The 22,516-nt window shown below is 33.8% G+C and carries 13 protein-coding genes; all 13 read left to right on the forward strand.

All coding sequences use genetic code 11. The features are described from left to right. Window positions 1-593: 593 nt before the first annotated feature. Window positions 594-827, forward strand: a complete 234-nt coding sequence (locus tag A8B35_RS20990) for a DUF4248 domain-containing protein (protein ID WP_075603944.1) — start codon at window positions 594-596, stop codon at window positions 825-827. Window positions 828-1,448: 621 nt separating this feature from the next. Beyond that, entirely contained in the window at window positions 1,449-2,222 is a 774-nt protein-coding gene (locus tag A8B35_RS20995; RefSeq protein ID WP_075603945.1) for a BrxA family protein, read from the forward strand. Further along, window positions 2,206-2,763, forward strand: a complete 558-nt coding sequence (locus tag A8B35_RS21000) for a BREX protein BrxB domain-containing protein (protein ID WP_075603946.1) — start codon at window positions 2,206-2,208, stop codon at window positions 2,761-2,763. Before A8B35_RS20995 ends, A8B35_RS21000 begins: the two co-directional genes overlap by 17 nt. Before the next feature lie 7 nt (window positions 2,764-2,770). Beyond that, window positions 2,771-6,385 (forward strand): BREX system P-loop protein BrxC, encoded by a 3,615-nt coding sequence (brxC, locus tag A8B35_RS21005; RefSeq protein WP_075603947.1) that lies wholly within the window; start codon window positions 2,771-2,773, stop codon window positions 6,383-6,385. 10 nt (window positions 6,386-6,395) lie between these two features. Further along, on the forward strand, window positions 6,396-10,085 hold the full coding sequence (pglX, locus tag A8B35_RS21010; RefSeq protein WP_075603948.1) for a BREX-1 system adenine-specific DNA-methyltransferase PglX: 3,690 nt from the start codon (window positions 6,396-6,398) through the stop codon (window positions 10,083-10,085). A gap of 298 nt (window positions 10,086-10,383) precedes the next feature. Beyond that, window positions 10,384-11,040: a hypothetical protein gene (locus A8B35_RS21015; protein WP_075603949.1), complete on the forward strand. Its 657-nt coding sequence runs from the start codon at window positions 10,384-10,386 to the stop codon at window positions 11,038-11,040. Beyond that, on the forward strand, window positions 11,037-11,684 hold the full coding sequence (locus A8B35_RS21020; RefSeq protein WP_083634638.1) for a DUF3307 domain-containing protein: 648 nt from the start codon (window positions 11,037-11,039) through the stop codon (window positions 11,682-11,684). The genes A8B35_RS21015 and A8B35_RS21020 overlap by 4 nt, the downstream gene beginning before the upstream one ends. A gap of 169 nt (window positions 11,685-11,853) precedes the next feature. After that, the gene (locus A8B35_RS21025) at window positions 11,854-13,944 is read left to right on the forward strand and encodes a DUF262 domain-containing protein (RefSeq protein ID WP_075603950.1); all 2,091 of its coding nucleotides are present in this window, start codon (window positions 11,854-11,856) and stop codon (window positions 13,942-13,944) included. Then, window positions 13,941-16,175, forward strand: coding sequence for a hypothetical protein (locus tag A8B35_RS21030; protein ID WP_075603951.1), 2,235 nt, complete (start codon window positions 13,941-13,943; stop codon window positions 16,173-16,175). The genes A8B35_RS21025 and A8B35_RS21030 overlap by 4 nt, the downstream gene beginning before the upstream one ends. Window positions 16,176-16,184: 9 nt before the next feature. Further along, window positions 16,185-18,236, forward strand: a complete 2,052-nt coding sequence (gene brxL / locus A8B35_RS21035) for a protease Lon-related BREX system protein BrxL (protein ID WP_075603952.1) — start codon at window positions 16,185-16,187, stop codon at window positions 18,234-18,236. A gap of 10 nt (window positions 18,237-18,246) precedes the next feature. Next, window positions 18,247-18,483, forward strand: coding sequence for a helix-turn-helix domain-containing protein (locus A8B35_RS21040; RefSeq protein ID WP_075603953.1), 237 nt, complete (start codon window positions 18,247-18,249; stop codon window positions 18,481-18,483). Window positions 18,484-19,040: 557 nt separating this feature from the next. Continuing rightward, the gene (locus A8B35_RS21045; protein WP_075603954.1) at window positions 19,041-19,955 is read left to right on the forward strand and encodes a LytTR family transcriptional regulator DNA-binding domain-containing protein; all 915 of its coding nucleotides are present in this window, start codon (window positions 19,041-19,043) and stop codon (window positions 19,953-19,955) included. Between the two features lie 111 nt (window positions 19,956-20,066). Beyond that, window positions 20,067-22,516, forward strand: a 2,450-nt coding sequence (locus tag A8B35_RS21050) for a hypothetical protein (RefSeq protein WP_139314964.1), incomplete at its 3' end; no start/stop codon positions are given.

Genomic DNA, 22,516 nt, shown 5'->3' on the forward strand with positions numbered 1-22,516 from the left:
TTAGTTGGACTTTCCACCCAAAATCCGAAATACTCTACCAATATTAGTTACTTAGGGTACTTATATTACTTAAAAAGGTATTACTAATTAATTATCAATAAGTTATTGTGTGTTTTGTAACGGTGGGTGGTTACTTGCAGTTACTTAGGCTTACTTAGTAATTAGGTATTTTTAATAGTACTTACTTAGTTACTTAGAAAATAAAGGATTGCTAAAAAATGTAATCGTCAATAAACTAATCCTTTAACCCGACTAAGTAAGCTAAGTAATGTAAGGCTAGTAAAATATATGTTCTTTATAGATTTGCACATCCATTATTAATTCTCAATAAGTTATCTTTACATCATAGCTGTCAGGGGTATAATTGTATAAATTATGCGCCAAAATTCTTATTGTACTAAACAAGTAGTCTTTCAATTTGGGCAATATCTGGAAAAGTATCTTAGATATAGTCTGAACATAGGGTTAGGACATCTTCATATCCAAAAAAGCTTTAAAAAGCAGTCTCAAGCACTTAAAATATACACTACAACACTGCTTTTAGCATTATTGCAAGCACATTACTGTTCTTCTTTCAACCCAAACACAGCATTATGATAGTCCAACGAACCATATTAAAACAGGATTTGGTTAAAAAACTTTATCCGAATAGCGTTTCAGTTGATGCAGCAATGCAACAGCTAAGACGAGATATAAAATTATGTCCTGAATTAAAGGAGCAAATAGCAAATTCTGGACACAACAAACGCCATTATTATAACAAACAACAACTTCTCTTAATCTTAAAACATTTTTGTATAACACTTGAAGAATTTGAACAACTATGATGTATTTTAGTGATATTACCAATTTAGAACAAGCTAAACAACACTATCGAACATTAGCAAAGCAATTGCATCCAGACAAGGGTGGAACTGCCATTGAGAGAATTAGGTAGGCTTGCCAAGGTGCTAATAAAAAAGCAAGTGCCACAAGAATATTTAAAGCTCAAGATTCAAGAGACAGCTTCTCCATTACAAAAAAGTTTATTAGGTGACATTGTAGGTATACTAGATAGTATCCATAAGGTGTAGGATTTGATATTTATTACTTTTTCTCACTATATAGTGCGTTATTTTTCTAAATTTGACATTGTTTGACGTAGGAGCAATAGACCTTTGTCAGGAAATGCCAGATACTATGGAAAATAATGCAATTATATGACTTAATTTGTTATTTTCTCAAACTAGAAAGTAGTAAGAATGACATAATACCTTTAGTTGAGGTAATTCAGTAATTGCTGCAAAAAGAACTAAAAGAAAATAAACGAAACTAATAAATAACTCAATATCTTGATAGGAACTAGGACATGGTTGATGCTTTATAAATTAAAGAAATACAAAGAAAGTGTCAAATCTCTTAATGAACCGGCAAGTATTGTGAAATATTATGGATAATTAAATTCTAAAGTGAAATATAACGGAGATATAAACTCATTAGGAGGGATTCAGGATTACCACATGATACATGAGGCCCTGAGGAGTAATGTGTGTGGAGAAACGAACTTGAAAGAGAGGATGATTAAGGATAATATCTTTGGAATACGTACAGAGGAAGGAAGAGGTCGATTTTACCGTGGAATCAAATCTACTATTCTTAGTTTTAAGAATAATAACCATTCAGATATTTATCACTCCTTTTTTAATAATATAGACAATAGTTTACCTTATAACTTTCTAATATTTTGGCAACTAAGTTTAAACAATAAGCTTTTTCGGATTCTTACAGAGCAATTGTATTTGAAATATTACTTCAATGGTAAAACAACAATTACAGGTGAAGATGTAAATTCGTTTATCAGTCATTTGAAAGAGATTGACGCTGAGTTTAAGGCCTTAAATTGGACTAAGAAAACAATTGGCCCTATTGCATCTAAATATTTGACCATATTGAGGAAGTTAGGATTTTTAGAAGGAGTACAAAAAAAGCAATTAAAGCATGTTCAAGTATCGGATAATGTTTTGGCAGTTTATTTACATTTGCTCAAAGCTGCTTATCCGGAGGCCAACAATATATTGAATCATGAGTTTCAACCTTTTTCATTTATAGCCCCTGAGAGTTTTGCTGAAAGAATAAAAAGAGTTGCTCAAAAAGGCCTGATTGATATGTCTTATTCGGGTACAAGTTTATCAGTACAGTCCAAAATTAACTTTAAAGATTTAGCCAATGGCATTTACAACTGACCATAAAGCCAAGTTTGACAATTTAAAAGTCAGCCTTGAAACAACGAATAGAGAGCAGTTAAGACGTACTGCCAACGGAGGTAACAGTATTCTTTTTGCCTATCCACCGGAAGAAGAAGACTTATACCATGCTAAAATGTTGGAGTTAAATAGTGAGGAAAACTTCTCCTACATAGATATTGCAAAATTGCTTGTAGAATTTATTAACGAAGATGGTTGGAATAATTTTGAGAGTTACTATAAAGACTTTGCCGACACGCCCCATCTCATCTTTAATTCTGATGACGAAGAATCTGATTTAATGGATTTAATAGTTGAACAGATTGCTATAGCAGAAGAGCAAAATAAAATACCCGTTCTTATAAGAACAGGAGCTTTGTATGGTACAGGTATTGAAAACAATAATATCATGGAACATAAAACGGTTATGGCATTAAAACACCCATTAATCATTTTTTATCCTGCAAAAATTGAGAACGACCATTTATACTTTCTAAATTTTAAACCTTCATCAAGATATAGATGTACGGTTATTGAATAATTGAATCATGACAGCAATAAAAGATATACTAAGATTAGACCTTCAGGAAGATATTAAAAATGTAATCGACTTGGAAGATAAGTCTGAGAATGAAATCCAGGCTGAAATTGAATCCTACATTATTACTGATGGTTTAGGAAAACATTTATCAAAATTCGTCTCGCAATATACAAGCAACATTAAAGAAACTGGTGTTTGGCTTTCTGGATTTTACGGCTCTGGTAAGTCTTATTTCGGTAAAATGTTGGGCTATCTGGTAGATAACCCAACCATTAACGGAACACCTGCAAGAGACAGGTTTATTCCCCGGTTAAATGGAGTAGCCAATCAAAGTTTAATCGAAAATGATATAAGGAAACTCGATACCGTTAAAAGTAAAGTTATATTCCTGGATATTGCTAAGCAAAATACTGACAATGGACTAGCCTTTACCTTGTTTTCAAATTTTTTGAAAAGCCTGGGGTTTAGAGACGACCGCTATGGTTATATGGAATATGAGCTTTTTATCGAGGGTAAATACGACTTTTTAAAAGAAAAAGCCAAAGAATTATTTGAAAAAGATTGGGAAGAAATCAAGAAAAGTAATCGTGAAATAGCCAGAGCCATGCGTAGAGTTTATGCAGCGATGGATTATAGCGATGCCGAATATGAAGACACTCAAAATACTTATAGTTTTGCCATCCAAAATTTTGATTCCGACAGATTTAAGCAAGAATTAGAAAAGTATCTGGTAAAGTACAGTGATAAAACCATTGTGTTTGTATTTGATGAAGCTAGTGAGGCCATTAGCCAAGGTAAGTTTAAGCTAACCGATTTACAGGCGATAAGTGAGAGTTTATCAAGTATCAGTAAAAAAGTTTGGACTATTGCCATTGCCCAGGAGAAACTAGATGATGTAATTAATAATGCAAACATCAATAAAGCTCAACTTAATAAAGTTACAGACCGTTTTAAAACTAAAATGCATCTGGAATCGACAGAGGTTGATGTGATTATTCGGAACAGGTTATTACTTAAAAAAGAAAATGCATTTAACGAATTGGTTACCTATTACCAAAAAAATGAAGGCTTAGTAAATGATGCAACCAACCTAAAATCTACTTTCCCTACCAAGGTTAAGGATGCTGAACAATTTGCAACGTATTACCCATTTCACAAATACCAATTCGATTTACTCCAAAAATTCTTATTCAGTTCAAATGCTTTGGTAGCTACACAAATAGCAGCAAGGGGTATGATTATTACCACTTTTGATGTACTAAGAAAAGAACTAAGAGATAAAGGGCTTTATGAATTCACAACAGCTCATGATTTGTGTACAGAGGCACAAACAGCACCTCCTGCCGATTTAGTAAACAAATACAGTATTGCAAAAAGTATTATTGATAATGCTGAGCTTAATGTAAATGGTGAGAAGTTATTAAAAACACTTCATTTTATTAATTCGGCTGAAATTATATCTCCTACCATAGAGAATATAACCAAGAATTATATTCGATATATTGGTTCTTACTATGAATTAAAGCCACTTATCGAGAAATCACTCGGATTATTAGTTGATGCAAAATTATTGCTAGTTTCCAATAACAACTACAAAATCACCTCTAACCTTGAAGGAAAGTTATTGGAAGAAATGAAGGATTTTGATGTGGAACTATTCATCAAAAAACGAGAGTTAGTTACTTATTTAAAGAAACTAACCATCTTCCGTCAAGTATCAACTATTAATGATGATTCGGTGGCATATAATTTTAATATTCTTACGGATTTAGATGATGAGATCATTCCTTCCGGGAATAAGAATTTAAAAATTACAGCTTACAGCCTTTTCAATATTAATGAAGAGAGACAGGGCTTTGTTGAAAGCCTTAAAATGGATACACAATACAGCAAAGACCTTATTACTTTAATTCCTGACAATAGCAAGTTTAATGAGATTGACCATTTGTTGGAAGAAGTGAAACGCTATGGTTATATGGAAGATAAGTATAGCAATGACGATGACAGTAATAAACGTCAAATTATTCGTGATTTTTCAACCATTAAAGATGAAAAAGAAAAGGACTTAATAACTCTTATTGAAGCTGCATATACCAATGGTTCTTTAGTTTATCTGTTTGATGAAAGCTTGTTGAATAAAGATAACTTTAAAGGTACAGTAAATGAGGTTCAGCGTAAGTTAATTAAGAATATATATACAAAGAGACTAAGTAGCCAATTATCAGAAGGCATTGGACCTAAACTGTTAAGTGAATCTAGCGATGATAAATTACATCGCTTCTTTTCAGGCGATGAGTTTAAGTTTTTCGATACCAAAGGAAACTTTACTGGCGACCACCTAAAAGTTGTTGAAGAAGTTACCTCAAAATTTAATAACAAATATATTGATGGTAAAAGCTTAGAAGATGCACTTTCTATTGCTCCTTGGGGATATGCTTTTGGTACAATCTCAACCGTATTAGCCGTGTTATTCAGGGCAGGTAGATTGGTTGTGAATTATAACAATACAGAATATTTTTCGCATAATGATAAATCTGCTCATGAAGTTTTTGCCACAAGTACACGCTTTAAATCGGCACGTTTTAAGTCAATTACCAAAACCTTAAATGCTTCCCAAAAGAACCTTCTGGTTCAAACCCTTTTAGATTTAGATTTTGAAAAGCACACTAATAAGAAACTGGGTTGGAATGTAAGCGATTTCGAGGCTTCTGATGCCATAACACAGTTGGCTGAGCACTTCATAACCTCCTTAAGTACACTAAAAAATACCCAGGCTGATTTCAATAAGCTCTTCTCAAAAATTTGGGAACAAAAAGATACTTTACAACGATATTCATCGAAAACAACAGAAGCTAATTATATTGAAAAGGCAGAAGATTTTCTTTTGGGTAAAGATGAATATAGTAAAGCTATTAAAGCCATTGTTAAGGCCGAGAAATTTATAAAGAAGAATTTAGACAAAATTAAAGGTTATAAACGTTTTGTATCGTCTGTTAATTCAGAACTAAATAAAGCAAGTATTGTCAACAATATTGTAACTGAACAAAGCACTGCTTTTGAGAAAGCAATGAATCATGATGTAATTGAAAACTTTGCAGATATCCAAAATGCAGCCCAGACTATTAAAGATGCTTATTATGATTTAATGAGCAAAAATGCTCAAGTAATGACTGAGGCGCATGATAGCTTGATGCAAAAAGTTCAGAATGCACAAAACGATTTGGCACAAAATTATCCTGCAGAACTCAACCGTGATTCAAAAAGCAAATTGGATAGTCTGTTAATATACTGTGAAAACAGAATTGTAAGTGGTGTGCACCTTGAGTACCACATTGAATGTCAGGATTCAAAATATTCGCTATCTGACATTCTAAACTACATAGCATTAGCTCCAAATAAGGAATCGGAATTGATGTTAATTAGCGGTAGTTTTATTAAGGAGGCTCCTAAAAAGACTGAACCGGGAGAGCCAGAAAAACCAAAACAACCTAAAAAAATGCAATTTAATATTGCAAAAAAGGTGATGACAGCAGGAGAATACCGCAACTTATTGGCGATTCAAATTCAAGCCATGGCAGGAATGCCCGATGATGATGAAGTGGAAGTTAATGTAAACAACTAGAGAAGACACTATGAAGTTAAGCGAACACGTAGAGCAAATACGCTCACTTATATATAAGGCTTTTAATAACCAATTTGCACGCTTAGGTGTGGGTGCAAATAAGTTAATGGAATTAAATAATTTACCTGAAGAACTTAGAATCAAGCGCACTAAAATTGAAGTGCTTATTAAAAGTCATAAGAACGAAAAAGGAAATTACGAAGAAGCTCGTGAAAAAGCTTTGGATGAGTTAACTTTTACTTTGTTTAATAGGTTGGCCGCCATTAAAGTAATGGAATCCTTACAACTATTCCCGCCAATAATAACTAAAGAGTCCGAACACGGAGATCGCTCTTTTGGCCATAAAGTATGGTTAGAGCAAAATCCTGATATGCGTGATGAGGAGCTAGAGGGTATACGAAAATATCTTGACTATGAATTTAGTAAACTAGGTGAATCTATTCCACTTTATAGTCCTAATTACCCCTATGCCCTTTTACCATTTACTATTGAACTAAACGAAATTATAGATACCTTTAATTTTGTTGATATAGATAAGCAAGTAGAAGACAATATATGGCAAAGCGATGATATTTTAGGTTGGTTATATGAAAGCTACAACAACGTTAAAAAACAAGCCCACAAGGATAGTAAAGCTAAAACAGAATACCATAAAGTAAGTATACAGAGCCAGGTATATACCCCACGTTGGGTGGTGGAATTCTTGGTACATAATTCGCTGGGGAAAATGTACCTAGAAATGTACCCTGATTCGGAGATTAAAGACAACTACAAAATAGCCAATGCTCCACAAAAAAGAGTGCGTGAAATTAAACCTTTGCGCGAAATTAAACTAATTGACCCTGCTTCGGGATCGGGTAACTTCTTATTGTATGCTTTTAGCTTCTTTTACGATTTATATACCGACCAAATAGATAATTACGGGGCCGATTATGATGAAGATGATATACCGCAACTTATTATTGAAAATAATCTGCATGGGATTGATTTAGACGACCGGGCCATTCAATTGGCACAATTAGGGTTATGGATTAAAGCCAAACAAAAACAACGCAACATAGGTAGCTTAAAATTTAATGTAGTTAGCTCAGATTTCACCTTACCTGATTTTGATTTTGCTCTTTCTATTTTCAGACAAGATATTAAGGATGCCAAACAGATGGAAACTGCCGAGTTAATATGGAAAGACCTTCAAGATGCGCATAAGTTTGGTAGCTTAGTAAAGCTAAATGAAAAAATTGATGCTCATATTTCTGCATTAATAGATACTAGTACTCCACTTTTTAGTAAACAAGAGGCTTTATTGAATCAGCAATTTAAAACAACCTTTTTAGCTAATTTACAGCAGGCATTTATCCGTTTTGCAAACCAACAAGGTAATTCCTTTTTAACCGATAAAACCAAGGATGCCATCACTTTTTTAAAGCTTATTACCCAAAAGTACGATGTAGCTACAGCCAACCCACCTTATACCGATAGTGCCGATTTTGGGCCGGATTTAAAAAAATTCATTGAGACCAATTACAAAAAGCCATATAAATTTAATACTAATCTATATGCGACATTCATAAAAAGATGCTTTGAATTAACCAAATCTAATGGAATGGTTGCAATGATCCATCCATTAACATTCATGTTCATCAAAACATTTGAGGATGTTCGAAAATTTCTCTTAATGGAAGGAGTAATAAACATTTTTGTACATCATGGTCCAGATGCTACAAATATTTTCGATGGCTCATTTGCTTCTGCTCCAGCATACTATATTATTGAAAAGAAAAAAAGAATTAACGATAAAAGCTTATTCATATCAGTCGATAAATATACAAGAACCACTCAAGAAAAATATAAAAAAGACATTGTTATATCAGCCTTAGAAGATTATATAAATAATGAGGATAACGTTCATAACTTTTCAATTTTACAGTCTGAATTAAAACTCATTAAATCATGGCCGTTTGTTTACTGGATTTCTGATAAAATCAGAGAGAAGTTTTCAAATGATTTGCTAGAGGATGTATTTTGCCCTAAAGCAGGTTTACAGACAGCAAATAATAATCGCTTTTTAAGATACTGGTGGGAAGTTTGTGAAAATAAAAGAGACTATTTGATTCAATCGAAATGGGTCACTTATTCTAAAGGAGGCCCCTTTAATAGGTGGTATGGTAATTTATGGTTAACGGTAAACTGGGAGGGTAGTGGAGATGAGATAAAGAATTTTACTGATGACAAAGGTAAAGTTAGGTCGCGTCCTCAAAATGAATCTTACTATTTAAAGGAGGGTATCACATTCTCAACATTAGGGAGCAAGGTGTCATTTAGAGAGTTACCAGAGGGGAATATGTTTGATATGGGTGGTTCTTCTCTTTTTGCTATAAGTGAATACAAAAATGTGATGTATTGTTTAGGATATGTAAACTCAAAGATGGCTGGTTATTTATCTTACTGTTTAAATCCGACGGTAAATACACAAATTGGTGACATACAAAGAATACCGTTTGTATATTCGACAAGCAATATTGAAGATGTTATTACAAGCCTTTCGGTATCTAATGTGGAAATAAAAAAGTGGTTAACTAAATATTCCATATTTGAACTAAATTGGGAAGAGTCAAAATTGATGATTGAGTCAAATATTAAAGGTTTTTTAGAGATTGAGAATCATCTTTTAAGTCAGGTGTATATCAATGAAGCTATTATTAATGAAAAAGTATTTGAGGTTTTTGAGTTGACCAAAAATGACAAAGAGATGGTACTGGCTAAAGAGGGTGTAAGTATTGGAGTCTTGCCAGTGAGTAAAGTTGCAAAAGAAGCTTACCTGGCAAATGAAGTGACAGATTTTTCACTAGATAATATTCGAGATTACATACAAAATCTACCTGAGCAAGAATTTGAAACAACTATAAGAGAAGCTATTGAAAACGAATTTCCACAACTATACCAAAGTAATAACGATTTAGAGGAATTTTGTATTCGTCATCAGGTAAATCCTATTAATGTTTGGTATTGGTTTAAGGAGAGTAATGTTATTCCTAAACAGCGTATGAACGATTTGGCCATGGAATTTTTGGCTGATATGTTGCGTGAAATTTTAATAGAAGACGAAGATGGAATTATTCCACTTGTACCCAATGCCGGTGAAAAAATATTACTCGACAGAATTGAGGAGAAGTTTATTGAAAAAGGATTTTCTATGGCACAGTACTCATCATTTGATAGTGTGCTTGGAAGGGAACTTAATGAATACATAAACAACCATTTCTTCAAGAATTTCAGCGACCACCTTAACCTGTTTATGTACTTGCCTAAAACACCATTTATTTGGCACTTAACCAGTGGCCCGGAGCAAGGTTTCGATTGTTACATCATAATTTACAAATGGAGTAAAGACAGATTGCTAAGTATTCGCTCCAAATATGTAGAGCAGCGTGAACGCTCATTAGAGAATCGCCAAAGCGATTTAAGGGGCAAAGAAAACCTTTCGGCAGCAGAACAAACCGAGCTAGATAAAATATACAAACAGCTTAAAGAAATAGAAAGCTTTAAACTAAAAATAGATGAGCTTTTGGCAGAGGGCTACAATCCTATTCTAGATGATGGTGTAGGTAAAAACATAGCTCCGTTGCAAAAGAAAAAAATGATAGCCTACGATGTACTTAACGCAGGCCAGTTAAAGAAATACTTAAATGCAGATTGGTAGGTTTTAAAGTACTTGATGATTAGTACTTGGTAATTGGGGTTTAGTTGTTGGTGATTGAGATAATGTTGTTAGTAAGTAAGAAGTAGGTGTTGATAAATATATTATTAGGCTATAGCCTAATAATGATGTGATATAAGGTTATAGCCTTATATTTGAAGATAGAAATAAAGATGATTTAGGTGGTAGAAAAGATGCTAAGGTTAGCAAAGGTAGAGATAAGGCTACAGCCTAATAATAAGCTACTATAAGGCTACAGCCTAATGATGCTAAAAGTGATAATGAATTAAACAATGAAGATATGAATGCTGTAATTACTGCTGATGTGATTGATTCAACTAAACTTTCGAGGGAGGGAGAAGATTTGGTAATAAAAACCATTTATGATACTTTCAGTAAAGACTCAACCATTAGAACCAATGTTGATGAAAGCTATTTCTTAATTACAAGAGGAGATTCCATACAGCTTGAATTAGATGATGCTTCAAAGGCTCTTACAACAGCCCTATTATTGAAAACAGCCCTTAATAAAATAACTTTATTAAGTAATAGAAAACCATCCATAGATGTAAGAATTGCTATTGGCCTAGGAGAGATTACAGGAAAGAGGAACAATGTGAATGAATCTACTGGAGGAGCTTATACAAATTCAGGACGTACCCTGGATTCAATGAAAAAATATAAGCGTAAATTTGCAGTAAAGACAGATAATACTAACCTGGATACCGAATTGGAAACCGAGTTTAAATTATTGGAGGTAATCATGTCAGGCTGGGTAGTTACTTCTGCTGAGGTTTTATATTGGACTTTAATTGGTTTAAATGAAAATGAAATCAGCGAGAAAATTGGCATAACGCAGTCAGCCATTAATCAAAGAAAAAAAACAGCTGGTTGGAGCGGTATTGAGGCTCTTTTAAATCGTTTCGAGGTGTTGGTAAGTAAGGAGGTCGCTTTATGAATATTGTAATTCTAATACAATTATTACTAGCTCATATATTGGTTGATTTTGTTTTCCAAACAGATAGCTGGGTAGAAAAAAAGAATAACGGAGGCATAAAGTCCTTTGCTTTTTGGTCCCATGTACTGCTTACAGGTTTATTAACGTACCTATTTCTTCAACAATGGAACAATTGGTGGGTACCATTAATCATTATTGTAAGCCATGCAGGTGCCGATTATTGGAAAGTTGAGCAGGAGAAAAAATTGAAGCGAGACAATAATTTAGTTGAAAATGATTCATCACTTAATGATCAGCAGAAAAAAGAAAGGCTAAAATCAGGAACACTCAACTTCTTTATCGACCAGACAATACATATAGCTGTATTAATTGTATTATGGCTTGTTATGGAGAACGGTTTCAATAAATTACAGCCTTTTTTACAGCATATACTTACCGATAAGAAAATGGTTTCTATGCTAACGTCATTTATTGTAGTTACATGGCCTGTAGGTATTGTTATCGGCAAAATAACAGAACCGTTCCGAAAAGAGTTTAACACAGATGATAGCTTAAGTAGAGCAGGTCAATATATAGGCTCATTTGAAAGGATTTTAGTACTTGTCTTTATACTTATAGGACAGTATGCTGCAATTGGTTTTTAATTGCTAGTAAATCTATTCTACGTATAACTAAAGACACAGATGGCGAAGGTCGAAAAAAAACAGAATATGTACTAATTGGCACCCTAATTAGTTTTACTATGGCAATTGTAGTTGGATTATTGGTTAAGCAAATAATTAAAGTCCCTTAATAGAAATAGTTTAATAGAATATGGATTTAAAATCGATACACGAAATATTCACTAATAGAATTCTAAGGATACCTTCATATCAAAGAGGTTATTCCTGGGCTAACAATAAGAAGGTTAAGCCTGATTCTAGTGAGCCACTAAAAAATGTAAAGGGCCAATTGAAAGATTTGTGGGATGATTTATTAAATATATCTAACGGTGGTTGGCATTATACAGGTCTTTTAACCTTGGTTGAAGTAAAAGATAAAGACTATAACTGGTTGCCTAATTATAAGCAGTTTGCCATTGTTGATGGACAACAAAGAATAACTAGCATATTGATATTGCTTTCTGTGATTATTAAGGAAGCTAAAAAGCAAAATATTACATTGGGAATTAGAGAAGGCGACGTTGAAATTCAATACCTGTATATAAACAAGGGAGTAAATGCTTATATTTTTGGCTATGACAAAGATAACCCAAGTGATAAGTTTTTTAGAAAGCACATTTTAAACTTAGATGAAGTAGAAGACGATAGTGAAGAAAGCATCTATACGGAGAACTTATTGAAAGCCAAAAAATTCTTTAAGGCAATGGTTGCTCTTTACCTGAAAGATAATAGTCACACCATAGAACTGTTATTTGCAAAGGTAACTACCCAACTAAAGCTAAATGAATATGTTTTACCCGAAGAATTAGATGAGTATGTTGTTTTCGAAACAATGAATAATAGAGGTAAGCCATTATCTCAACTTGAGAAATTAAAGAATCGTTTGCTTTACCTAAATGATAAATTCGAATTAGGTAATGATACCAGCCAAGAGGAAATATTAATTCATGCTGCGAAAAAAGAACAATTAAGTGAATCTATAAATAAGGCATGGATTACAATTTATAAATCCTTAGGTCAAAACAAGAATCATCCCTTAGATGATGAAGATTTTATTAAAAACCATTGGATTGTATATTTCAACAAATATAGCAGAGATGAAGCCAATGTTTACGCAAATTTCCTTTTTGACCAATATTTTACCTTACAAAAAGTGTATGACAAAAAGCTTACGATAGAAAAGGTTGAAGAGTACATTAAATCACTTCAAACCTGTTCTGTTTGGTGGAATCAACTACATAATCCACAGTATTTTGAAAAAGAAAACAATCCAATAAAGCAAACTATATTAGGTATTCATCAAGTTGGACTTAAAGCGTCATTCAAGCCTATTTTACTTGCTATTTTAGTGCGAAAAGATAGAAATGATTTTAAAAATGCCATTAAAGCACTAGAGAAATACAGCTTCAAGCTATTTGATTTATCAAACAAGAGAGGAAATACAGGTGACAGTAAAATATATAGTTTAGCACATCAGGTTTATGTGAACAATAAAAACGCTATTGATACAAAAGCTGATATAACATTATACACCTCTTGGTATTATCGTTTCCATTTGTTTGTAAATCAAAGCTACGAAATGTTTGAACTAGGTAACAATAGTGGTTTTTACAAATGGTCAGGTCGCTTCTACCTTCTATACATGTACGACCAATACTTACGCAAACAAAATAGAACCTCCAGTCAAGGGAGTGCTATTTTATGGCAGGATTTCATAAAAAATGATAGTATAGAACATATCTACCCACAAAGTGCAACTGTTAGCATTGAGGAGTATGCCAATAAAAAAGAGAAATCTGTTGAAGAAGTAAGAAGTGCTTACGAAAAAAATCAGAACGATTGGAGTAACTTCTCATCTTATACTCCATTAGAAAGAAAGAAACTTGCTAATAGTTTAGGTAATTTATTAGCCATCTCACAAAGTGATAACTCTTCATTACAAAACGATAAGTTCCTATTCAAAGTTGACCAGAGCAATAAAGGTGATGGATATAAAAATAGAGGCTATAAATATGATTCTATGAGTGCGATGCTTGTGGCTAATAATACTGAATGGTCTCCTGAAAAGGTGCTAAAAAGAGGCCTCGATATACTACAATTCATGTGTAGTTATATCGGAGAAGATTTTAATGCTCTAGATGAAATAACGAAGTTAAAGGTGCTAGGACTAGAGTTTATGTATAAAGCGGAAGTTGTGGAGAATAAGGTAATTGAAGAACAACCTAATAACGAATTAGCATGATAGATAAGTGGCTTAAACAAGATATTGAAGAAATATACAAATCTCACTCAATAGCTGTATTTATTGATGAGTCAAAAGAGGCAAGCTTTTTAATAGATGAATTAAAAAGTATGGCTACTATTTATGAAACCTATGGCGAAATTGAAGAGCTAAAGGCAAAATATGAAATAGAAAAGGCTGCAAGTGAATCAACAAAGTTTATCATTTATACCAATACTCCTAAAAACGATTTAAAATACATACGGGAATATTGCGAAACCAATGGATGCATTGAGGTACGTTATCTCGATCACTACATAAAAAAGAAAGTCAATCAACACCTAAACCTAAATATCAATATTCCTAAAGAAGAACTCATTTCCGCAGCTAAAGTTAGTGTAGGTCAAAACCAAACTTACTGGATGGACTTAAGTCATAAAGGGGCTTCCGAAATATTCGATTTAGAAAAGGAGTTGTTACCATTTTTAGATAATCCTACTTCGTATTTAAAAAAGTACGATGATTCAACGCAAGAAATTTTCTTTAAAAAGGTTAATGAGTTAATTGGTCAGTCCTACGTCAAAAAACCTGCTAAAACCTTGGCTAAGGAAGTTGTAGAAAAAATGTTGAATGGATTACTTCATAATTCGACAAATGCTGTTCTTTTTAATGTATATAAAAACTGGTTAGATAGTCTTTCATATAAGGCATCTTTTCAAGCTTATCTTGAAAAATATAAAATTGCTGCCAAATCAAATGTTTTTGAGGTTCACCCATCACACCCTTTCAGAGTAATAGATGAAGAGTGGTTAAAGGAGATAGGTAAGAACATAAACGACAAGCAATTTATTCAGAATGTACTACCAAAGATAAATCAGCGAAATGCAGATAAAGCTGCCAAAAGCCTGGGAATAAGTTTTTGGGCCAATGTAAAAGAACTTATTGAGTTCGATGAAAAAAATATAAACCAGATTAGTTCATTTGATGAATGTATTGGGTTCTACATCAAAAATTTTAGTAAAGTTGATGGTGCAATTAGGAAACTATATAGCGAATTTTTAACCGAACCCATTATTATTGAACCATTACAAACCTACTATAAAAACTTATCTGTGGTATTTCTGGATAAATGGTTTAAGTACATTAACAACTATCAGCCCAATCAACTAGGCAAGATTCAGGAAATTATTGACAGCAATAGTACAAAGACAGCAATAGTAGTTGGTGATGGTGTTTCGTGGGAATTTGCACAGGATATAATTTCAAATATCCACAACAAGGATTACAGATTAACTGAAGGACACCTTTTGGCTGGATTACCATCGGAAACAGAGCATAATATGAGCCAGCTATATGTGAATACAGGTGAAGTATTAAGTACAAAAAAAGAAAGAGAAAACTACCTGGCTAAATCCAATAATGATAAAGATATTTCATTTGTTGATTTAGAAAATGTTAATGAAATAACTGACAAAGCACATTACTTAATATGTAGTTATAAAGAACCGGATAAGTTGGGAGAAACATATCAGCAAAAGGCATTAAAATACTTTAACCATGTTGCTGAAGTTTTTGCTTCCAAAATTCAACAGCTGCTTAAAAATGGGTACAAAACTGTTTACCTGTTGACTGACCATGGATTTACCTTAACAGGTATTTTGGAAAATTCCGATAAAATCGAAGTTGGTTTTTCTGGAACAATCAATAAGAGTGAGCGTTACATACGTTCAGTAAATAAGCAGAGCATTAATGAGGAACTGCTTATTGAGAAAGAACTTAAGTATGAGCACTTCGATTACTGCTATTTTGCTAAACGCCTTGGGCCATTTAAAACTCCTGGTGTATATGGATTTAGTCATGGAGGGATTTCCCCACAAGAAACCATTATACCTTATCTCAAATGGACCAACACATCAGAAAACAACGAATTGCTTAGTATTAAGATTACAAACAAATCTGATTTGATAGATGTGACCGGTAATTTATTTACATTGAAATTATCTGGACATGCCGATTCTAAAGGCTTGTTCACCAACGAGCGAAAGATAATACTACTGTTCTTCGCTAACAACCAAAAATTCAACGAAAGTGATATCATCACAGTAAATAACGACCAGGAACTTAAAAAGGAATATCAATTTGGTTCTCACTCTGAAATAGAAATTAAAGTTTTAGATGCTAATACAAAAGAGCAGCTAGATAAGGTTACGGTAAAACAAAGCTCCGCCAGAGATTTAGGTGGACTTTTATAAGATATTGATATGATTGTATTAGATGCATTAGATAATAAACTAATTGAAACCTTTAAAGGATTCGTAGTAAAAAAAGATTTAGTCCGTTCTGTAAAAGTAGGTGCTAATGTTCCCGTATTTGTCCTTGAATATTTAATAGCTAATTCATGCTCTACCGATGATGAAGAAAAGATTAAGGAGGGTATGGCTAATGTAAAAAGGATACTTACCGAACATTACGTTAATCCTGAAGAAAGCGATTTAATTCAATCCAGGATTAGAGAAAAAGGCTCTTATAAGATAATTGATAAAATTTCTGTAAAGCTTGATACCGCAAAAGATGTGTATTGGGCACAATTGCAAAACAGTAACATTAAAAATGGAGTTATCTCCGATGCCATGGTAAGCGCTCATGATAAAATGCTTATGGGTGGTATTTGGGCAATTATCGATATTGAATATGATTCCTTTTCTAAAGATGGTAATAAGGGTACACCATTTATCATTCAAGATATTAAACCCATACAGCTATCTTCATTCGACAATACTCGAATTATTGAAAAGCGTAAAGAGTTTTCAAAAAAAGAATGGTTAAACTTATTACTAAGAAGTTGTGGTTACGAGCCGGAATCTGAAGGTATGTCGGATAGAGTAAAAATGCTTCTACTCTCTCGCTTGCTACCTATGGTAGAATCAAACTTTAACTTTATTGAATTAGGACCAAGAGCTACCGGAAAATCGTTTGTATATAAAGAATTGACACCTTATGCTACCTTGGTTTCAGGTGGACAAGGAACAATTGCTAAGCTTTTTGTTCATGGTAGTACCGGCAAGATTGGTGCGGTAGGAAAATGGGATGCGATTTGTTTTGATGAATCAACTGATAAAATATTTTCAGACAAAGCAGCAGTTCCATTAATGAAAGATTATATGGAATCTGGTTCATTTACTAGAGATGCTGCCAAAGGTGAAATGTCAGGTATTGCTTCAATTATTTTGAATGGTAATATTAATCAACCAGTTGAAACTGTTCTGCAAACAAGTCATTTATTTAGTCCTCTGTCTGAGGAAGTGAATTCAGATACAGCATTTTTGGATAGAATACACTTTTATTTGCCTGGTTGGGAAATGATTAAATTCTCACCTACAAACTTTACCGTGAATTTTGGTTTTAGCACAGATTACTTTTCCGAATGCTTAAAGTCTTTTAGGAAATACACTTATACTGATGTTTTAGAAGATTATTTCACTCTTGGTTCTCATTTAAAACAGAGAGACACTAAACCAGTTAAAAAGACTGTTTCAGGACTTATTAAACTGTTGCACCCAGATGGGAATTTCACAAAAGAAGATGTGAAAGAATATGTGGAATTAGCAATTGAAATGCGACGTAGAGTTAAAGAGCAACTAAAGCGTATAGGAGGTATGGAGTTTTGGGATACTAATTTCTCTTATATCGACAAAGAATCTCAGGAGGAACATTTTGTAGGTTTACCTGAAGAAAAAGGCTCTCACTTAATTGAAAATACACCATTACAACCCGGTGTTTGTTATACGGCAACAAGTGATGGTGAAAGCCTCGCATTAGTAAGACTTGAAGTAGTAACAACTCCAGGTTCCGGAAAATTGAATATTACTGGAGTAAGTAACACTCAGATAAAGGAAAATATTAAAAATACTTTCCTGTATATTAAAGCCAATGAGAAATCTATATTGAATGAGCAACACTCCATTAAAAACTTTGATATATCTATTCAAGTTACAAAGGTTCTTGGAGCAAGTCTATCAACAGGTCTTGGTTCAGCCGTGTACATCGCAATAATATCAGCTATCTATAAAAAGAATTTAAAACCTGGATTGGCTGTCCTTGGAGATTTATCTGTTGGTGGAGCTGTGGAGCGTGCAATAAATTTTACTGATAAAATAACCATGCTTTCAGAAAATGGAGCCAAGACAGTGATTGTACCAATGGATAATTTACCTGAACTATCGAGTGTTCCAGCATCAGTTTTAGGTAATACCGATGCCCCGTTTTATTCCAATAATCAATTATTAATGCAAAAGGCAATCTTGCTTGATTAATATTTGAGCTATGACAGAACAAGTAAAGTTTCAAAAAATATTAGGGATCCTTTTATTGCGTAATTGCAAGTATGGCAGAACCATTCAGAAAATATCCAAGCGCTTCGATGTTTCCCCAAAAACAGTATACCGTTACTTTGATACATTAATGAAAGACAATCGTTTTGAGATAAGCTGTAATAAAGCTCATATAGGTGCATCTAGCTACTTCGTGAAAACTATCGATTATAATGAACCTACATTGTAAACGAGAGAATGACCTCTATAAGCTATTCGCGAAGTGTGAGTCGTTATATCAATCCTTTTTTAATATTGTAATGGTCGAGATGTAAATTCACACCTCGACCTACAATACTTTATATACCTTTTGGTGGGTTATTATCTCATTCTGATCCAAATTTAAACCAACCTAATTTGGCCAGTTTCGATTATTACATTCAACCATACTCAAAGATATCTGCTATATCTTTATATTGCTTCGGTTTGTTTACTAGCATGCAGCTTGGTTTCTTGAATTGACATTCACCCTTGTGAATTTGAAGACTACCACACTCATTATGATCAAAAGACGGATTACGGTTTTCTTTATTAATTTTGCACATAAAAAAGTTTTAAATTAAATACTTACAAGTATATACTTGTTTTATTTTACCCTCTTGAATTATAATATTCATCATTATTAGGGTTTAGTTGGTCAGAGTGATTATCGTAATCAGCCTGACAATGGTCTGCATCAGAATTCCATCCCATAACTTTAATAATTTTAAGATTAATAAATACGCTATAGCTTAACTGTTAACATTAATGTGTGGCAAACATATAACTGAAATGAAAGAAGACGAAAAAAATGGCATAATCACACCTAAAAGTGTAGGGAATGACTTTTGGAAGTTCTTTGAACTTGATAAAGACGGTAAACCTGTGGTTGTTGAATATGCTATTAATATAAAGGATAAAGCTCGCTTTAAGCATAAAATTGAGTTGCTAGATATTCTTTACATAGATTTAAGTGGAGATAATAGAGAAGAATTGATTATACACTTATCTAAGCCTATAGAGATACGTGAAGGTGATATGAGTAAAGACGTTACTTGGAACAAAAGACTTACAGGAAATGAGTTGCTAAAAACTTTAGGAAGTGACTTTATAAGAATAAGTGACCGTTATGTTGTTCAGAAATATTCAATATGTTCTATTAATGCAGATAACAATACACTTGTTGTCCGTGATAGATTCTTTAAGAATAACCTAAATGAATATATAACGCAAGAACTTAAGTTTGGTGAATCATATCTGCCTGAAATAAAAAAAAGCGGAGTGTTTAATTTAATAAGGTTGGATAATATTGAAGCTCCTCGTTCTGAAAACTATTACCGTGTAGGAAGAAACGCTGTTACTCTTAATCCAATAGCTATAGCCTACATCGAATCAACTGAAAACGGTAAAAAAGTTGTATTAGAGTCCTTTGCTCAAAATGGTTCAGAACCAGAAGAAATTATGTGGAAAACACGATGGTCGTTAGATAGAATAATGACAGAGTTAAAAATAGATACCTTTATCCAAGTAAATAAATCATTCATCGTTAACCTATATACCCTTATAAATTCTCCTAAGCTTGATATGGGTAAACTAAGGATAAGAATTAAATCATTTGAAACCATAATTCCTGTTGGAAGAAAATATCAGAAAGAAGTCTTTCAGTGCCTAAAAGATAATTAACTTTTGTTGTTTTTCTAAACAAACAAATTCTCTTAACTTCTTACAAACACTTACAAGCTCCATTAACCACCTACTTTTTAAGGTATAGCTTACTATATGTTTGTTTCCATTATGGAAGCAGACACAAAAAAGATATTAGGCACACTTGGCTTTTTAGCAGCCATTGGCGGAGGATTCTACCTTATTAAGAAGAGTCAGAACCTTCTTTCTGGTGCAAAAATGAACTTCGCCCTGCTCGGCTTTCGCATCCATAAACTGAATTTACAAGAAGTTCAGTTTGCCGTTAAACTGCGTTGTTATAATCCAACTAAAGCCGCTGTTTCATTAGCCATAAACCAAGTTGTAGCGCAATATAAAGGTGCAGACATTGCCTACTCAACTCCAAGGATTAAGGTACTTACTATTGCACCAGGAACCTCGCAAGAACCAGAAATCGTTTTTCAAGTACCCTTTCTCAACTTAGTGGGTAAAGGCCTATCCATGGCACTTCTTCAAAACACTGCACAGCTAAAATCAGATATGAGTTTTGCCTTAACGCTTAGTATTAATGGCGAGACTATCACCACCACACAAAATCTAAAAGAAGAACAACATATGAGCGGATTAGCATTGGGACAACTCGGTATAGTATCCGGTCCTCGTAATACACAAGATGGAACCAAGTACAATAAACTTATTAAAAAAGCTGATGGCAATCAAGTCCTGGTAAAAAATGGCAATGTACTCGAAACCGTTGAAGGCTGTATTGATATTGTAGCATCCCATTACCGTGAGGTGGAAGATCTAGCTCAGTATTTACAAGCTGATACACTCAAAGAAACCTGTCGTAACATCTTTAATTTTGCTTATAAGCATCTGCAATATCAAAAAGATGAAGATGGCACTGAGCAACTGCGCACACCTGCTCGTAGTTGGCTAGATGGTCAAATCAAATTCAAACAACAAGGTAAAAAGTCATCAGGTATTGATTGTGATGATTATAGTATTTTTTGTGGATCAATTCTAAAGTGCTTGGATATTCCATTTAAGTTCCGCATCACCAAATACGATGGCAAACAGAACTTTCAGCACATCTATGTTTTTGTACCTGCTATTGGTGATAGTGAAAACGAAATAATCATTGATCCAGTACTCTCCAAATTCGATTACCAGAAGCCCTACAGTTTTCAACAATCAGACTTTAATATGTCACCACTTCAAATGGTCGCAGGTATAAGAGGTGTCGATGGCATATCGGGTACGAGTACTTTAGGCTTACCCATTTATGCACTATCAGGTATTGATACCAATGAAGGAAATCAGTATACAGAGTTGATGTCGATCGTTTCAGGATTGGATTTTGAAGACAGTATTAATGGCCTAGGTAACGCAGAAGATGCCACATTAAAATACCTCATACGCACTCGTGACTTCTTATTGAAAAGCAAGAGTAACAAAGCTAAAGTGGCACATATCCAAAATCCGGATCAGTTCATTAGTATGCTTGATCAGGCCATTAAATTCTGGAATACACCAAAGCGTGATGCAGTATTAGATAAACTATCTACTATAGAAGAAAAACTTGCCGAAAATGGGCTCATTAAATACGATAGAGATGCTATTGAAGGACTACTTGAATTCGATGATTTAGAAAATGCGATGGATGGTCTGGGGCGTAGAAAGCGAAGAGGTCGTTTTTGGAGAGCCATCAAACGAATTGGAAAGAAGGTAGGCAAAGGCATAAAGAAAGCCGGTAAAACCATTGGTAAAGCAGCCAAAAAGGTGGTAAAAGCCATTGTTCGCTTTAATCCCTTATCCATTGCCATCAGAGGCGGATTACTAGCAGCATTGCGCCTAAATATGTTTGGCATTGCTAAGAAACTACAATACGCTTATCTACCAGATGCAGTAGCTTCAAAACACAATGTTTCGCTAAGTAAACTAAAGGATTTAAAGAAGCGACACAATAAAGTAAGAAAGCTTTTCAATGGTCTTCAGGGCAAAGAAAAGAACCTGAAGAATGCCATTCTAAAAGGAGCCAAGCAGAAGAGTTCCGATTTCTCATTAAAAGGAGTGGAAGGCTTACTATCAGACCTTAAAGCCTTGGATTCGGTAGGAGAGTTAAAAGATTTAGGTAATCTGGGCGTTGTTGCCACCGCAGCATCCATAGGAGCAGCAACAGGAGTATTGACCAAGATCAAAAACTGGTTAAAGCCCGTGAAGAACATCTTCAATAAAATACGAGGCAAAGCAGCAGTTAAAAAGATTGAGAAATATGCAAAACAAGGCAAGCAGGTGAGTGATGCCATTAAACAAAGGGCAAAGCAATACCAACAAATACAATCACAGAATGCATTACCTGCAGAAACCCCAGATAATATTTTACCAGAAATAAGAACAGAAGTACCACGACAATCATATAAAGTCACACAACCCTTACCACCAATGGTAAGGATGCCTATAACTCCAGGCATTGTCAGCACACCCAAAGGCATTAGTAAAGGAGCTAAGATGGGTATCGGAATAGGAGTAGCAGCCCTTATCGGAACAGGCGCTTATTTCCTTTTCAGAGATCAAAAATC

This window comes from Saccharicrinis aurantiacus (genome assembly GCF_001660705.2).
In the GTDB taxonomy this organism is placed as follows: Bacteria; Bacteroidota; Bacteroidia; order Bacteroidales; family Marinilabiliaceae; genus Saccharicrinis; species Saccharicrinis aurantiacus.

What these genes read in the sequence shown, in the direction of transcription:
- A8B35_RS21015 (WP_075603949.1), top strand. Translation starts at nt 10,384, where the DNA reads ATGAATGCTGTAATTACTGCTGATGTGATTGATTCAACTAAACTTTCG.
- brxC (WP_075603947.1), top strand. Translation starts at nt 2,771, where the DNA reads ATGACAGCAATAAAAGATATACTAAGATTAGACCTTCAGGAAGATATT.
- A8B35_RS21000 (WP_075603946.1), top strand. Translation starts at nt 2,206, where the DNA reads ATGGCATTTACAACTGACCATAAAGCCAAGTTTGACAATTTAAAAGTC.
- A8B35_RS21020 (WP_083634638.1), top strand. Translation starts at nt 11,037, where the DNA reads ATGAATATTGTAATTCTAATACAATTATTACTAGCTCATATATTGGTT.
- A8B35_RS21045 (WP_075603954.1), top strand. Translation starts at nt 19,041, where the DNA reads ATGTGTGGCAAACATATAACTGAAATGAAAGAAGACGAAAAAAATGGC.
- A8B35_RS21025 (WP_075603950.1), top strand. Translation starts at nt 11,854, where the DNA reads ATGGATTTAAAATCGATACACGAAATATTCACTAATAGAATTCTAAGG.
- A8B35_RS20990 (WP_075603944.1), top strand. Translation starts at nt 594, where the DNA reads ATGATAGTCCAACGAACCATATTAAAACAGGATTTGGTTAAAAAACTT.
- A8B35_RS21040 (WP_075603953.1), top strand. Translation starts at nt 18,247, where the DNA reads ATGACAGAACAAGTAAAGTTTCAAAAAATATTAGGGATCCTTTTATTG.
- pglX (WP_075603948.1), top strand. Translation starts at nt 6,396, where the DNA reads ATGAAGTTAAGCGAACACGTAGAGCAAATACGCTCACTTATATATAAG.
- brxL (WP_075603952.1), top strand. Translation starts at nt 16,185, where the DNA reads ATGATTGTATTAGATGCATTAGATAATAAACTAATTGAAACCTTTAAA.
- A8B35_RS21030 (WP_075603951.1), top strand. Translation starts at nt 13,941, where the DNA reads ATGATAGATAAGTGGCTTAAACAAGATATTGAAGAAATATACAAATCT.